This is a genomic window from Pseudazoarcus pumilus (assembly GCF_002872475.1).
Taxonomy (GTDB): domain Bacteria; phylum Pseudomonadota; class Gammaproteobacteria; order Burkholderiales; family Rhodocyclaceae; genus Pseudazoarcus; species Pseudazoarcus pumilus.
Map to the genome: position 1 here is coordinate 2,803,345 of NZ_CP025682.1, position 13,117 is coordinate 2,816,461.

At 66.2% G+C, this 13,117-nt stretch carries 19 protein-coding genes; 5 read left to right on the forward strand and 14 right to left on the reverse strand.

What is annotated here, in order from left to right:
- Positions 1–3 precede the first annotated feature (3 nt).
- Positions 4–843, forward strand: coding sequence for a three-Cys-motif partner protein TcmP (gene tcmP, locus C0099_RS13635; protein WP_164084943.1), 840 nt, complete (start codon positions 4–6; stop codon positions 841–843).
- Here tcmP and C0099_RS13640 read toward each other — a convergent pair.
- From C0099_RS13640 to terL, 5 genes are all read right to left on the reverse strand, one after another.
- Positions 824–1,687 (reverse strand): DUF5131 family protein, encoded by an 864-nt coding sequence (locus C0099_RS13640; protein WP_228151599.1) that lies wholly within the window; start codon positions 1,685–1,687, stop codon positions 824–826. The two genes, tcmP and C0099_RS13640, sit on opposite strands and share 20 nt — an antisense overlap.
- 121 nt (positions 1,688–1,808) lie before the next feature.
- Entirely contained in the window at positions 1,809–2,285 is a 477-nt protein-coding gene (locus C0099_RS13645) for a phage virion morphogenesis protein (protein WP_102247927.1), read from the reverse strand.
- Positions 2,286–2,365: 80 nt separating this feature from the next.
- The gene (locus tag C0099_RS13650) at positions 2,366–3,643 is read right to left on the reverse strand and encodes a phage head morphogenesis protein (RefSeq protein WP_102247928.1); all 1,278 of its coding nucleotides are present in this window, start codon (positions 3,641–3,643) and stop codon (positions 2,366–2,368) included.
- Entirely contained in the window at positions 3,630–5,192 is a 1,563-nt protein-coding gene (locus C0099_RS13655) for a DUF935 domain-containing protein (protein ID WP_102247929.1), read from the reverse strand. Before C0099_RS13655 ends, C0099_RS13650 begins: the two co-directional genes overlap by 14 nt.
- A 470-nt stretch (positions 5,193–5,662) precedes the next feature.
- A complete protein-coding gene (gene terL / locus C0099_RS13660) occupies positions 5,663–7,309 on the reverse strand; it encodes a phage terminase large subunit (protein ID WP_102247930.1) in 1,647 nt (548 codons plus the stop codon).
- A 59-nt stretch (positions 7,310–7,368) separates the two neighbouring features.
- Here terL and C0099_RS15910 point away from each other — a divergent pair, with 59 nt between their 5' ends.
- The 3 genes from C0099_RS15910 (at position 7,369) to C0099_RS16340 (ending at position 8,801) form a co-directional block, all read left to right on the forward strand.
- Positions 7,369–7,593 carry a hypothetical protein gene (locus C0099_RS15910; protein WP_123785276.1) on the forward strand — a complete coding sequence of 75 codons (225 nt, stop codon included), beginning with the start codon at positions 7,369–7,371 and terminating at the stop codon, positions 7,591–7,593.
- Between the two features lie 57 nt (positions 7,594–7,650).
- A protein-coding gene (locus C0099_RS13665) for an IS5 family transposase (protein WP_408634102.1) occupies positions 7,651–8,408 on the forward strand; the annotation gives its coding sequence in 2 pieces (ribosomal slippage) (positions 7,651–7,975 and positions 7,975–8,408; 759 coding nt in all).
- 39 nt (positions 8,409–8,447) lie between these two features.
- Positions 8,448–8,801: a DUF2335 domain-containing protein gene (locus C0099_RS16340; protein ID WP_102247931.1), complete on the forward strand. Its 354-nt coding sequence runs from the start codon at positions 8,448–8,450 to the stop codon at positions 8,799–8,801.
- Here C0099_RS16340 and C0099_RS13675 read toward each other — a convergent pair whose 3' ends face one another.
- The 6 genes from C0099_RS13675 to C0099_RS13700 are packed head-to-tail and all read right to left on the reverse strand — an operon-like array spanning position 8,802 to position 11,264.
- On the reverse strand, positions 8,802–9,302 hold the full coding sequence (locus C0099_RS13675) for a DUF1804 family protein (protein ID WP_102247932.1): 501 nt from the start codon (positions 9,300–9,302) through the stop codon (positions 8,802–8,804).
- Positions 9,303–9,304: 2 nt separating this feature from the next.
- Complete coding sequence (locus C0099_RS13680; RefSeq protein WP_102247933.1) at positions 9,305–9,580, reverse strand: hypothetical protein; 276 nt, start codon at positions 9,578–9,580, stop codon at positions 9,305–9,307.
- Positions 9,577–9,918: a hypothetical protein gene (locus tag C0099_RS13685; RefSeq protein WP_102247934.1), complete on the reverse strand. Its 342-nt coding sequence runs from the start codon at positions 9,916–9,918 to the stop codon at positions 9,577–9,579. The genes C0099_RS13680 and C0099_RS13685 overlap by 4 nt, the downstream gene beginning before the upstream one ends.
- The gene (locus tag C0099_RS13690; RefSeq protein ID WP_102247935.1) at positions 9,915–10,361 is read right to left on the reverse strand and encodes a DUF1353 domain-containing protein; all 447 of its coding nucleotides are present in this window, start codon (positions 10,359–10,361) and stop codon (positions 9,915–9,917) included. Before C0099_RS13690 ends, C0099_RS13685 begins: the two co-directional genes overlap by 4 nt.
- Positions 10,358–10,873, reverse strand: coding sequence for a hypothetical protein (locus tag C0099_RS13695; RefSeq protein ID WP_102247936.1), 516 nt, complete (start codon positions 10,871–10,873; stop codon positions 10,358–10,360). The genes C0099_RS13690 and C0099_RS13695 overlap by 4 nt, the downstream gene beginning before the upstream one ends.
- 1 nt (position 10,874) lies before the next feature.
- Positions 10,875–11,264: a D-Ala-D-Ala carboxypeptidase family metallohydrolase gene (locus C0099_RS13700; protein ID WP_164084944.1), complete on the reverse strand. Its 390-nt coding sequence runs from the start codon at positions 11,262–11,264 to the stop codon at positions 10,875–10,877.
- Positions 11,265–11,447: 183 nt separating this feature from the next.
- On the opposite strand from C0099_RS13700, the gene C0099_RS13705 reads away from it, so the two are divergent.
- On the forward strand, positions 11,448–11,780 hold the full coding sequence (locus C0099_RS13705; RefSeq protein ID WP_102247938.1) for a hypothetical protein: 333 nt from the start codon (positions 11,448–11,450) through the stop codon (positions 11,778–11,780).
- An 8-nt stretch (positions 11,781–11,788) separates the two neighbouring features.
- Here C0099_RS13705 and C0099_RS13710 read toward each other — a convergent pair whose 3' ends face one another.
- The 3 genes from C0099_RS13710 to C0099_RS13720 form a co-directional block, all read right to left on the reverse strand.
- Positions 11,789–12,187 carry a Mor transcription activator family protein gene (locus C0099_RS13710; RefSeq protein WP_102247939.1) on the reverse strand — a complete coding sequence of 133 codons (399 nt, stop codon included), beginning with the start codon at positions 12,185–12,187 and terminating at the stop codon, positions 11,789–11,791.
- Positions 12,188–12,189: 2 nt separating this feature from the next.
- Positions 12,190–12,627, reverse strand: a complete 438-nt coding sequence (locus tag C0099_RS13715) for a phage protein GemA/Gp16 family protein (RefSeq protein ID WP_102247940.1) — start codon at positions 12,625–12,627, stop codon at positions 12,190–12,192.
- An 83-nt stretch (positions 12,628–12,710) separates the two neighbouring features.
- Complete coding sequence (locus tag C0099_RS13720) at positions 12,711–13,097, reverse strand: HU family DNA-binding protein (RefSeq protein ID WP_228151600.1); 387 nt, start codon at positions 13,095–13,097, stop codon at positions 12,711–12,713.
- Positions 13,098–13,117 lie beyond the last annotated feature (20 nt).

Below are 13,117 nucleotides of genomic sequence, written 5' to 3' on the forward strand. Positions count from 1 at the left end.
AGCGTGGATAACGACTTTGGAGCCGAGCACACCACCGCCAAATTGAGAGCGCTGGGCGACTACTTGCCGGCCTACACGACGGCGCTGAAGGCTCAACCGTTTCGTCTCACCTACATTGACGCGTTCGCCGGAACCGGAGAGTGTCGAATCAAGATACGAGGTGGGGAAAAGATCACGATTCCCGGGTCCGCGACCTTGGGTCATCGATGCGATCCGCCATTTGACCGGCTGGTATTCATCGAGAAGCACTCGGGATTTGTGGACGATCTGAACCGTCTACGCGCGAGCACGCCCGAGCGGGAGATCGATGTGATCTGTGGAGACGCGAACGTCGAACTGCCGCGAGTTCTTGCGCGCCTCAACCCCGCCAGTGATCGGACCGTGATCTTCCTCGACCCGTTCGGGATGGAACTGGACTGGGCCACACTCAAAGCCGTGGCGAAATCGGGGTTCGCGGATGTCTGGTATCTCTTCCCGTTGTCGGGACTCTACCGACAGGCTGCTCACAACTCGACCGACGTCGACGCGGGCAAGGCCGCCCGCCTGACGCGAATGCTTGGGACCGACCGCTGGAGAGTCGATTTCTACAAGGAACCGCCTCAGATGGGGCTCTTCAGCAAGCCGGATGAAGTGCGGGACTTTGACGTACAGCAGATGACCGACTGGGTGACCGAGCACCTTCGGTCGATATTCCCAAAGGTGATGCCTCCGAAAATCCTTCATCAGACGATGCCGTCCGGGGTGCAGGGCGCGCCGCTGTACGCGCTCTATTTCGCAATGGCCAACCCGAGTTACAGGGCGCATGCGTTGGCAACCCGGCTCGTCACCCCGTCACTGCGGTGATGGTCGTGATCGGGTAGGCGTCCCAGGTCCGGCCATCGAGCACACGACCGTTGGCTTTCTTGTTGCGCTTCACACCGTCCGCGCCCCAGCCGCCCCACTGCTTGAAGAAGAACGACACGCCGGCGTCCAGGCATTGCCGGCGAACGGCGGTGACCCATTCCGCTTCCATCGGGCGGGCCTGGCTCCCCGACTCGCCGCCGACGATCACCCAGTGGATGCCGCTGAGATTGAGTTCGCCCACATCCTCAAGCAGGGGTTCGACCGACAGAAACCGGATGCGCGCATTCACCCGACGCAGCTCGTCGATGCGAGGCACACCGTACTTGCGGTCCTCGACCGACACGCCCAGCCAGACATTGGCCGGCACAGGCTCATCGCCGAAGTACGCCGGCAGGCGCTCGGCGCGCTTGGTCAGGATCTGGTAGGTGTGTTGCGGCGTCTCGCGGATGACTTCGAAGACCTGGTCGATGAACGCGTCCGGCACCTGCTCATGGAACAGATCGCTCATCGAATTGACGAAGTAGACCGTCGGCTTGCGGCGGCGCTTGGGCTGTTCCAGACGCTGTGGGTGGAGCGTCAACTCGAAACCGTTCTGATAGCCGTGCGCGCCCATCGCACGAAGTCGGCGCGCCATGACCTCCGCGTAGCAGTGCTTGCAGCCGGGGCTGATCTTTGTGCAGCCCGTGACGGGATTCCACGTCTGCTCGGTCCACTCGATCTTGCTTTCCGTAGCCATTTTTCCACCTACTGTAAAAATTACCAGTCCACGGTGCTTACGCTGCCAGTCTAGACCCGTGTGCACCGAATTTGCGTCGTGATAGCCCCGATCCTTGACAGCCGTCAAGAATCTGAACCGCGTTACCGCCCCGTTACTCGCCCGCACACGCCGCGATCACCTTTGATGCTGCGCCACGGGCCGCGGCGCCCCCCGATCGCCCCGCCACGGGCCTGTAACGCGTCGGCCGCTATCGCCCGTCTTCCAGATACACCTCGAGCACGTCGAGTACGGTGCGGGTGGCCTCGGGGGCGAGCTGGTTGGTCTCGGGGTGGAAAGGCAGGAAGGGGCGTGCGGGGATCTGGGCGCCGGGGATCATGCTCAGCGCGCTGGTGGTGCCGCCTAAGTGCTGCATGGCGGCGTGGGGCTTGTTGCTGCCGATCCACGCCTCGGCCTCGGCAAAGCCCGTTTGCACGGACGCGGCGAGCTGGCCGCTGACCTGGAGCTTGCGGCCGGTGGTACCGCTGCGCTCGCGCAGTTCTTTGGTGGTCTGCGACAGTTCGGGCCAGGCACCGGCCGGGCCGGATTCGGTCTGGAACTGGCGTTCGGATTCCGAGGCCAAGGCAGCGGCGATGTTGGCCATGGCCGGGCGCATGTCACGCGCGCGGCCGCGCAGCGCCTGCAGCGCGGCGAGTACTTCGGTGTCGTCGATCTCGATCCGGAGCATATGCTATTCTCGATATGAGGGCGGTGATCCTCCCTGGGGGAGGCTTAGATGGCCGGTTCGAACCCGTGCACCGTCCTCGATCAAAGCGGCCGCCATCGGCCGCTTTTGATTTTCCGATCCGCGTCGGCGTCCCGGTAGGCCGAATCGACCGCGCCATCCGGCCCCACCATCACGTGCTTGCCGTCGGGCAATTGTCCGATGACGTTTCCCGTCTCGCTGTCGCTGAACCACTGCGCCTCGCCCATCGCTGCGGGCAGCGCGGCCCACTCCTCGCGCGTGAGCGCGTCGCCCTTCTCCTGGTGGCGTCGAGCCTTCTTGCCGATGATCAGCCGGTCCTCCGCATGGATGACCGGGGCGACGGACTTCCCTTCCTGCGACAGACGGCGCACGACCTCGAGCGGCAGGATGCCGAGGGTCATGGTCTGGCCCTGGATACGGTCGAACTCGAAGGTGTTGTCGACGAAGCTCGACCACGCCTTCATGCGCGTGGGCGACGTGACGGCGCGCGCCACGCTGGCGAAGCCGGCTTCGCCGCCCAGCGCGTCGACGGCCTTCTGCGCCAGCACGTTGTCCATCCAGTGGCCGGCGAGCGGGTTACTGTTGAAGCCGGGGTCGGCCCACATCACGGTGGGCTTGCCGTCGGAGCCGGTCACGCGGATGCCGGTCTGTTGGGTACGGAACAGTTCGCCGCTGCGCCGGTCGGTGCCGGCGTCGACCGTGCGGGTCACGGTCTGTCCCCGGCTAGAGCGCACATCCAGCCCTTCACGCTCCACCTGGCTGGCGGTGAGCGGACGCGTGCGGCAACGGCAGTTGAAGCCGTTGGGCGGGGTGTGGGTGTCCCAGATCGGGTCATCCTTGGCGAAGACCTGCCCGTCGAGCGCGGCGTGCGTGGGGCGCGTGCGGCTGTCCATCACCGCCACGTACTGCAGGTAGGGGAAGGCGTCGGCCGCCTGCTGCGCCTGGGCGCGCCCGGCCATGTAGACGCTTTGCACGTTGGTCTGATAGATGGTCTTGAGCCGGCGCGGGCTACCCAGCTGCACCATCTCGGCACCGCCGGACGAATCGACCACCACCTGTTTGCCCCACCAGCCCTTTTCCTGAAGCACTGGTTCGAGCTCGTCGCGGAACTGGCGCAGCGTCTTGCCCTCGCGCGTGGCGTCGATGACCGCGCGGCGGATGTCGGACAGCACATCGATACGCGTGGCTTTGGCAACAGTGAAGGCGCGCGCGTGGGCTTCGTCGAGCATCTCGGCCCAGTTCCAGGTGACGCGCAGCCCCTTGGATTCGAGCCAGGCGACGGCCTCAGCCGGCTCGCGGTCGAACAGCGCGGCCAGCGTCTCGCGGTCAGGCCCGGCCATTCAGGCGCCCCCACATCTGCGCGGCCCACAGCAGGCGGCCGAGCTTTTCCTCGAGCGCACCGCCGTCGGCCTCGGGGAAGGCTTCGGCCAGCCAGCCGAGCAACTCGTTCGGGTCCGGATCTTCGTCCAGGCGTTCAAGCACCGGCGCGAGCAGCTCGCGCATCTGCGCGTCGAGCGTGTCGGCGCCGATCGCCTCGAGCGCGGCATCGAGCATGTCCTGGTCGGCGAAGCCCTCGGCCGCCGGGCGACGCGCAGCGGCCATCGCCGGGCGGCGCAGCGCGCCCATGGGCGGCATGGCCGGCACCTCGAGCACATCCTCGTTGGCGTCCGGCTCGGGAATGCGCAGCTTGGCGTGGCCCCACGCGCGGGGGATCTTGAAGCCCACGCCCACCAGCTTGGGCAGGGCCTCGGCGTAGGCGGCCAGATCCTCGGCCTCACCGGCGTCGAAGACCCAGCGCGGGCAGCGCCGGTAGCTCTCCACGCCCGGCCGGTTGAGCGCCACCAGCGGATAGATCAGGTCGCGCGTGAGGGTGTCGGCGAGCTGGCGCGCGTCGCTCTTGAGGATGTCGCGGCGCACCTCGCCGTGCAGATCGGCCACGCCGCTGCCCAGGCCGGTGGCCTGCGCCTCGCTGCTGGTGGTCTGGCCCAGCACGACCTTGCTCTGGGCGCGGTCGGCCCATTCGACCATCGCCATGTGATGGCTGCCCCCGGTGCCGCCGGTGACGGTCTGGATCTCCAGCGCCATGCCCTCGGGCATGATGGCGCGCGCATCGTGCCCCAGCGCGGCCACCGCGCGCATCAGGCTGGACTTCTCCTCGGCCGTGGCGCCGGCCATGTATTTGCCGACGATGATGGGCAGGCCGTAGGTCTCCAGGAACTCGGCGAAGTCGCCCACCGCGTAGGCCTTGTACAGGAAGGGCCACAGGCAGGCGCGGAAGATGCCGGCGCGGCCGAGATAGCCGGTCTTGACCTTCTTGTGCTGGTGAAGGATCCAGCCCATGGGAATGGGCTCGGCGCCGTCCGGGCTGCCGTCGGCCAGGCGCAGCGCGCGCCGGTGAGTGTCGGTGCGAAACCACGTCTGCGGGCGCGGATGGAACTTGGGGATCCAGTCGCGGCCGATACGCTGCCATTCGAGTTCGATGGGCGCGAAGCCGTGGCCGGGCGCTTCCATCATCGCCAGCAGCACGTCCTCGAGGTCGTCGACCGCATCGCGCAGCATCTCCCCGGCGTAGGCCGCGGCGGCCTTCTCGGCGGCCGACGCGTTGGCCGGCGGCTCGATGCTCCAGTCCAGCGCCACCGGCGCGCCCTGGCGCTTCTCGTACTCGCTGCGCAGATGCGCGTCGCGGTCGAGCATGTCGTCGAAGAGCTGGCTTTGCGCGGTCAGGTCGCCCAGGTCGGCATCCTTGAGGATGCGCGCGGCCTTGGCCGGCGAGATGCCGTCGAGTTGGCTGTCGATGAGCTGGTGCGCGAGCTGTGCGATGCGCGTGGTCTGCGGCTCGGCGAGTTGGCCGGTGTCGAAGGGATTGCCGTGTTGGTCGAGGATTTTCATGACGTGATGGCCGGATGACTGAGATGGCTGAAGAACCGTTTTGAAATCGCAGGATTTCGGCTACGCTGTATTCACACGTGTAGGGCGCGCAGTGCGCACAACCCGATTGCGTGTACGGGGTTGACTACCCCGGTGGCGCACAGTCAATGCGCTTAAGGTGGTAACGCTCCCTACCCCGCGTGAGCGGCCGGAGGTCAGTGCTGCCGGCGTTCGAGGCGATTCGCGGTAAACCCCGGACAAGCGCCCGCAAGGCGCTATACAAATAGCCAACTTCAAACGTTGGCGCCGGCGCCAGCATTGAATAAGGCTCATGCCAATGTTCAAGCTGACGTTACAGGTCGAGTTGGATTTGAACGCGCTGTATCGTGTTTTGCGGACAGTGTCGTTCTGGTTCGTCATCCTTCTCGTTCCATGATGAGTCCCGGGGCTCGGGTTCGCCCGAGCTCCGGGGTTCTCAATTCGCTGGCACATCAGAACATCCTCCGTGACTCGAACCCGTCCATGTCGTCGAAGGCGTCCGAGCGCCCCGCATGCCGCCGAAGGCTCTGGAAACCCTCGGTGGTGTTGCCCATGGACGTAGAGGCCATCCACAGCATCTGCAGGGCATCCGGGCCGTCGTCGTGGTCGGCCTTGGGAAAGTGGCGCAGCTGGTCGATCAGCGTGGTCTGGCCGGGGTGGAGTCGGATCAGGCCGTTCTTGACGTGCGGCTGCAGGCTCTCGATGCGCAGCAGCTTGTCGGTGATGGGCGTGACGCCGCGTGCCGGCACGGGAATGCCGCGCGCGGCCGCGCGCTTGACCAGCTCGCTGTAGAGGAAGGCCTGGAACTGCACCGTCTCGATGACCCAAAGCAGGCAGCGGTATTCGGCTTGGTAGGCGATCACGTCTTCGATGATGCGATCCGGAAGGCGCTTCTTGATGGCGGCCTCGACGACGTCGAGGATGCCGGTTTGCCGGTTGAATCCGCCCACCAGTAACGCGGAAGGGTCACGGCTGGCGCCGGCCTTGCCCAGGCTGGGGTCGCACGCGCCGAAGAACACCCACTCGGTCAGGCGGTTGACCCAGAACTGGATGATGTTGGCGAACGGGGCGTTGTCGCCGGCCACGGGGTCGTTCTGGTACTCGCTGTCGAAGGTGTCGTGCCCGTCGCGGGCGCGGATCTTCATCAGCGTGAGCAGCGGGCGCGCGGCCCAGCTCACCTCGGCACCGGCTTCCATCCCGGCCGCGTGCGCCCAGTAGAAGGCATCGGCCGCGTCTTCGCCCTCGTTGCGCAGGGTTTCCTCCCAGCGCTCCCACAGGTCCATGCGCTCGGGCCAGCGGATCAGCGCCTTGAAGCGTGCCGTGCGCCACATCCGGTTGGCCAGCGTGCGCGAGAGCACCGAGTCGTAGTGCAGGATGGTGCCGATATAGACCACGTCGAACTTGGCACCGGCGCCGCCCAGCGGCAGCACCGTCTTCGACAGCCACGCCTGCAGCTTGTCGCGCTGCTCGGGGTTGCGCACCTGCTCGTCGTTCTCGATGTCGTCGAGCACGGCCAGATCGGGCCGGTAGGGGCCGTGGCGCAGGCCGCGCAGCTTCTTGCCGGAGCCGGCCACCTGCACCTTGACGTCGTTGGCGGTGACGATGGTACCGGCCTGCCACACGCGCCCCTGCCCGCAGGCCTCGGGGAAGTCCATCATCAGGCGCGGGTTGAAGGCCAGCTCCGCCTTGATCGCCTCGAGCATCGGGTAGGCCTGGTCGATGCTGTCCATGACCACCACCGGGTATCGCTTGCGGCCGGTGACGATGCACCACAGCACGAAGAGCTGCGAGACCAGCGTGGACTTGGCCTCGCCGCGTGGGGCCGCGATGGCGTCGGTCTCGCTGCGGTCGGACGCCACGATTTCGGGCAGGCGCGTGAACAGGTACCGGTGCAGCACGCTCTTGTGCGGACTGCGCACGTAGTGCGGGAAGTAGGTGCCGACGAAGGTGTCGAAGTCGTTCCAGGCGCTCTGCCTGCGCTCGGCACGCGCGGCCGGGTCCGGGTCGAAGCCGGTGACCTCGGCCTCGATGCGCGCGCGGAAGGAGGCGGCGAGTTGGGCGAGTTCGGCGAGGAACGATTTTCGAGTGTTGGTAGTCATCCACACACCCTTCGTTCTTTACCTTGAGGTAATGCCGTGGAAGGCGTTACTATGAGTCCATGAAACGCCGAATCTATAAGCGCTTTCGCTTTCTTCGCGCCGTCCTCCGGGGCATGGGCGCGCCTGCCTTCATGTTCGAATCCGAACATCGTGGTCGCCGTGTTACTGGCTACCCGCACGCCAACGAAATGGAAGCCATGCGTAGCGATTGGCTGCGCATAGGTGGCGATTTTCAGACTGCGGTGAAGCGTGAAGAAACATTCCGCGCGACAACCCAGTCCTAGGCTCTGTTCACATTTGAAGTTTTATGTTCACATTCTGATCTTTGAGCGGAGATCAGGATGGCTCGGATGGTGCTGTCGGATGAACAGTGGGCGTCGATCGAAGATCTGTTGCCCGGCAAGCCAAGCGATCGTGGGCGTACGGCCAAGGACAATCGGTTGTTCGTCGAGGCTGTGCTGTGGTTGGCGCGCACGGGCAGCCCTTGGCGCGACCTTCCGCCCGAGTTTGGTAACTGGCACTCGACGTACGTACGCTTTGCGCGTTGGCGCGATGCTGGCGTCTGGGACCGAATCGCCTTTGCGTTGGCCGGTGAGCGCGATCTGGCGCGGGTGTTCATCGACTCGACCATCGTGCGTGCCCACCAGCACGCCTGTGGCGCCCAAAAAAAGTAGGGCCGCAGGCGCTGGGTCGCTCGCGTGGGGGGCTGACGACCAAACTGCATTTCGCGGTCGATGCTTTGGGCAAACCGCTGCGCATGATTCTGACCGCCGGACAGGTTGCCGACATCGAGTGTGCGAACGAGCTCATTGCCGAGTTGCCCTGCGCCAGCCTTGTGGCCGACAAAGGCTACGATGCCAACGCGTTGGTAACGAGCGTCGAAGCGTCCGGTGCGCAAGCGGTCATTCCGCCGCGCTCCAACCGCATCGAACCCAGGCAGTACGACCGCAGCGCCTACCGCGAACGCAACCTGATCGAGCGCTTCTTCAATCGCATCAAGCATTTTCGACGGATCGCCACGCGTTACGACAAACTCGCCCGCAGCTATCTGGCATTCGTGCGCGTTGTGTGTGCGGTGATTTCATATCGCTATATGTGAACAGAACCTAACCCTCCGGCCGACCGGACAACCACCACCGTGACCAAGGCGACTTGGTCAGGCCCTTTGCCGCCGCCAGAGTGTCTTGAGCGATTCGATGCAATTGCTCCGGGCGCCGCCGAGCGCATTCTCAAGATGGCGGAGGATGAGCAGGCGCACAGGTTGAGATGCGAAAGTGAAGCCTTAACAGAGAATATCCAGACGGCCCGCGTCGAACGAATCATCGATACGCGAGGCCAGTGGTTGGGGGCTGGCCTTTCCCTCGCTGCAGTCGTTGGAGCGGTTTGGCTGGCTCTTGCTACCGGCGCGGTAATGGTCCCGCTCGCTCTACTGGGCCTCCCCTTGATGGGCGTGGCACGCGCGTTGATTATCCGCAAAGGGAAGCGGGAGTAGTCACCCATACGCCTTCGCCAGCTCTTCGCCGAACGCCTCCAGCAGTTCCACGAAATCGGCGGCCAGCGCGGGCTTGCGCTTGGCGGTGAACTCGCCCAAGCGGCGTACCACGTCCATCGCGATGGCGAACTTGTCGGTCTCAGGCATCAGCCGCTTAGAGACGGCCATGAGCTTGTGGTACGCGTCGGCCAGGCTGGCGAGCATCTGCACCTTCACGGCGGGGTCCATGTCGGGCGCGGCCTGGATGGCTTCGACGGTGGCCTGCACCTGCTGAACTACCACCGCCAGCGTCTGGCGCACCACGTCCTCGATGCCCCCGCCGGCGATCATCTGCGCGCCGCGCGCCTTGTCCCAGTCGTCACCGGCACGCCGGGCCTCGGCCTTCCAGCGGCGGGCGGTGGCCACCGGCACGCCGTGCTTGAGGGCGGCTACTTCGAGCCCCAGCTGGTCGAACACGAAGCCTGCGCGCACCTTGCGACGGGTGTCGGCGTCATGGGCCATGTTCAGGCCTCGCCCGGCATCGGCTTGCGCTCGAGCACCACGTCGCGGCCGTCCTCGGTGAGGGCGGCGACGTCCGCTCCGGCGCGCACCAGACCGACATCAGCCAGCCACAGGACGTCCGCGCGCACACGGTCGACGGTGACCACCTGGCCGTACAAGGCCTCGAGCTCGTCGCGCAGGCGGCGCACCGGCATGGTCTGCACGTCGGCGAACAGCAGCACGGACAGGATCGCGCGGCGGCGGATGCGGGTGGCTTCACGTTCGGCGGTGGTGCTCATTTCATGCCCTTCTCTGCGATGCGGTTGAGGATCAGGCGCAGCGTCTCACCCATGCCCTTGACCTCGCCCACCAGCTGGCTGACGGCCCGGCTGGTTTCGTTCTGCTTGGCGTAGAGTGCGCCCAGGTCGTGGTGCGTGGGCGCGGCCTTGATCTGGGTCTCCAGCCGCACCAGGCGCTCGGAATGGGTGTCGAGCCTGTGATCCACAGCTTCCTCGAGGTCGCTGATTCGTTCGTTGGTGACGCGGTGCCGGCCGGTGGCCCAGACGTAGATCCCGATGCCGAAGGTGACGACGATGTGCACCACCTGCAGCCAGAACATCTTTTCTTCCACCGTCACGCGCGGCCCTCCGCGCGGCGGTAGCGATACCACCCACGCCAGCCGAACAGGCGCACCATCAACCAGATGGGCCAGCGGTGGCGCCAGTGCACACCCTCGTCGCGCATCGCGGCGAGGAAGATGCGGTCGGCCATGCGCCGGCCGACCTTTGCACCGCCTTCGCTCAGACGTCCGGACTTGTACAGCCAGTCATGCGCGACGGCGCCCTTGATCGTGCGGCCCTTGGCCAGCCAGTAGGCCAGAGGCAGGCGCGGCACGCTGTCGAGATCGCACTCGAAGCCGGCGGGCACGTCCACAAACGGGATGAGGAAGCAGCAGGCCGCGCGGTAACGGAATTCCTTGTTGACCCGCCACCAGCCCGGGCGCAGGGGCGTCAGATCCAGCTCCGAGAATGCTTCCGTGGCTGGGCAGTGTTCGGGCAGTTCGACGGGCGTCTGCTTCATCGCACCACCTTGGCGAGCATGGCCACCAGCGGGGCGAGATCGCCGACCAGTGCGACAATTTCGGTGCCGGTGGAGCGCGGCGCGGTGCCCAGGCGCTGCACGACCTCGTCCAGGCGTTTGGCGCGGCGGTCGATCTCGAGCAACCGGGTGCGCTCGATGGGGTCGGCCAGCGTGCCGGCATCGACCAGCGCCACCGCTTCCTCGCGCAACTGCAACCAAGCCGGGCGCGCCATCTCGTAGAGAAGCAGCGCCTCGGTGAGCGACGGAATGTCGCCCGACTGCACGCGGGCATGGAGCACCTCGACCACTGCCCAGGCACGCTCCACGTAGGCGCGGCGCGCATCGGGCACTTGATCGATGTGGGCGCGGTAGATCTCGCGAGCGTGGTCGAACTCGCCCTCGAGCGCCACCAGATGGGCGGCGGCCAGGGCCACGTCACGGCCTTGCGTGGCGGTGCAGCCGACCACCACCAACGCGGCCCAGGCGAGCACGGCAATGAGTACCTTGCGCATGTCAGTAGCTCCAGATGGCGGGCGCCGCCAGGCCAGGGCCGCCGATACCCAGATGCAGGAAGCGGGCGCTCCCCTTCTGCTGCACGCCGATGCGCGTGATGCCGTGGGCCAGCGCGATGCGGATCAGATCGACGGCGTCGGCGCCTTGCACGCCGATGTCGGCGCACATGCCCAGCGTGTGCTCGCCGGTGGCGTGGCCCTTGCGCGCCTCCACCGGGTGGCTGGGGTGGCGGTAACCGCTGGTGATGCGCAGGGGCCGCCCGTACTCGGTACGGATGGCCTGCAAGCGGTCCATGAACTCGGCCTGCATGGCGCACTGCCCGGTGTGGCGGCAGCGGAATTCGGCTTCGGAGAAGTTGGGGTATTTGCCCCAGTCGGTGACGACGCCCATGGCGTGCTCCCGTGACAACAGCATGGGAGCGAGTGTGCGGGCGGGGGTGCCTGTGTTTGGCGGGGGAACCGGTTCCGGGGGGCTACTGGAACCGTGCCTTATACGGTAGCGTGCGCGGCGAATTTCGCGCAAGTGGGGTGGCGGGTATCATGACGAAACGATCGAACGACCCGAGGGGATGCCATGAGAGTCTTGCTCCTTCCCGCTTTGGTCACCGCGCTGTTGGCGGCCAATCCGGTACACGCCGAAGAACCGATGACACGCGCGGAAGCCCTCGAACTGTGCAAGCGTGTGGCAGAGATCGCCGAAGCCGTGATGGAAAGTCGTCAGGCAGGAGTGCCAATGGTGAAGCTGATGGAAACCGTGCCGGATAACTCCGTCTATCAAAGCATCATCATCGATGCATATCAAAAGATGCGTATTCCTCCGGACTTTCCAGACATGCAGCGTTCCGCCATCACTGACTTTCAGGACCAGCAGTACGGCGAGTGCTTGCGCCAATTGCTACCGAAGTGATCTGAGCATCAGAACAGGTCGGCCTGCCGCTCTTCCTCGCGGGCTTCGGCACGGCGCAGTAGCTTGCGGATGCCGCGCTCGGTATAGCCATAGGCGCGAGCAAGCTCGGCACGGGATCTGCCGGATTCGGCCTCGGCCGCGATGAGGCGCTCGCGCGCGGCGGCCAGCGCGGCCGCGCAGCGCGGCACCTCGATCTCGTCACCGGCAGCGTAGTCGATGAGCGCCTGGGCGGCCTCGCAGCCGACGAGCTTTGACAACCAGTGGTCGGGGTCGAAGCGCACCGGCACATAGAAGCGAATGCCCCCGCGCGCCTCGACGATGGCCAGCGCGGCGCTCATGCCGACGACTTCCACCAGTTCGATAACGGACTCGGGCAGATGCGCGGGCAGAGGTGCGGGCTTGCTCATGTTCAGTCGCCGGCGATCTTGTATTGCAGGGTGCGGTTGAGCGCGCCGATGATCTTGTGCAGTGCGGTGGCGTCGGCGAAGTCGATGTTCTCGGCCCAGCCATTGCGACGCGCGATGGCGTCGGCGTACTTGAGGGTGTGGGGTTCGCCGGTGACGCGGTGCAGTTCGGCCAACAGCGCGTCGATCTTGCCGAGCAGCGGGGCGCGATCCTTGGCGGGCGTGACGCGGCGGCGTCCGGCGTAGCCTTGCTGGGTCTGGTTGAGGTAGTTCAGCACGGCGCCCAGTTCGACCAGGCTGCACTCGGTGAGGCTGGTACGGTCGGCGACACGGCGCACGATGTCGCGCCGCATGGCGTCGTCGATGCCGGCGGCGCGGCAGGCGGCGAAGATGGCGCGGCGGCGCGCGGCGATGCGAACGGACTCGGGAGCATGTGCGGCCATGGTGGTTCTCCTCGTCACGGTGTAACCAGGCTTGCCGGATGGCCCGCCGGTAACGGCAGGCCATCGAGCCAACCGGCTCGGGGTCAGAGGTTGAGTGCGTCGACCAGCGCCTTGCCGGCGCTGAAGCGGGCGGCGATGCGCTCGGGGATCTGCACCGGATCGCCGGTGCGCGGGTTGCGCGCGGTGCGCGCGGCGCGCGGCGCGGCCTTGATCTTGCCGAGGCCCGGCAGCACGGCTTCGCCCTCCTCGTGCAGGGCTTCGACGAGCACATCGCGCTGGGCGTCGAGCACTTCCGCGACCCGGGCCTTCGACAGCGCGGTGCGCGCGGCGACACGTTCGATCAGTTCGGTTTTGTTCATGTTGCGGTTCTCCTGGTGAATGAGGGGTGCGGGTTCCCGGCGACCTTTTTGGCGCGAGCCTTGGCGGTCCTTTGCTTTCTCCGTGCCCGCTGGTTCCGTTATGTGCCCCACGGTTTCCTTGGGTGTCGGGG

What these genes read in the sequence shown, in the direction of transcription:
- C0099_RS13645 (WP_102247927.1), bottom strand. Translation starts at nt 2,285, where the DNA reads ATGCTCCGGATCGAGATCGACGACACCGAAGTACTCGCCGCGCTGCAG.
- C0099_RS13650 (WP_102247928.1), bottom strand. Translation starts at nt 3,643, where the DNA reads ATGGCCGGGCCTGACCGCGAGACGCTGGCCGCGCTGTTCGACCGCGAG.
- C0099_RS13655 (WP_102247929.1), bottom strand. Translation starts at nt 5,192, where the DNA reads ATGAAAATCCTCGACCAACACGGCAATCCCTTCGACACCGGCCAACTC.
- terL (WP_102247930.1), bottom strand. Translation starts at nt 7,309, where the DNA reads ATGACTACCAACACTCGAAAATCGTTCCTCGCCGAACTCGCCCAACTC.
- C0099_RS15910 (WP_123785276.1), top strand. Translation starts at nt 7,369, where the DNA reads ATGAAACGCCGAATCTATAAGCGCTTTCGCTTTCTTCGCGCCGTCCTC.
- C0099_RS13675 (WP_102247932.1), bottom strand. Translation starts at nt 9,302, where the DNA reads ATGGCCCATGACGCCGACACCCGTCGCAAGGTGCGCGCAGGCTTCGTG.
- C0099_RS13680 (WP_102247933.1), bottom strand. Translation starts at nt 9,580, where the DNA reads ATGAGCACCACCGCCGAACGTGAAGCCACCCGCATCCGCCGCCGCGCG.
- C0099_RS13690 (WP_102247935.1), bottom strand. Translation starts at nt 10,361, where the DNA reads ATGAAGCAGACGCCCGTCGAACTGCCCGAACACTGCCCAGCCACGGAA.
- C0099_RS13695 (WP_102247936.1), bottom strand. Translation starts at nt 10,873, where the DNA reads ATGCGCAAGGTACTCATTGCCGTGCTCGCCTGGGCCGCGTTGGTGGTG.
- C0099_RS13700 (WP_164084944.1), bottom strand. Translation starts at nt 11,264, where the DNA reads ATGGGCGTCGTCACCGACTGGGGCAAATACCCCAACTTCTCCGAAGCC.
- C0099_RS13705 (WP_102247938.1), top strand. Translation starts at nt 11,448, where the DNA reads ATGAGAGTCTTGCTCCTTCCCGCTTTGGTCACCGCGCTGTTGGCGGCC.
- C0099_RS13710 (WP_102247939.1), bottom strand. Translation starts at nt 12,187, where the DNA reads ATGAGCAAGCCCGCACCTCTGCCCGCGCATCTGCCCGAGTCCGTTATC.
- C0099_RS13715 (WP_102247940.1), bottom strand. Translation starts at nt 12,627, where the DNA reads ATGGCCGCACATGCTCCCGAGTCCGTTCGCATCGCCGCGCGCCGCCGC.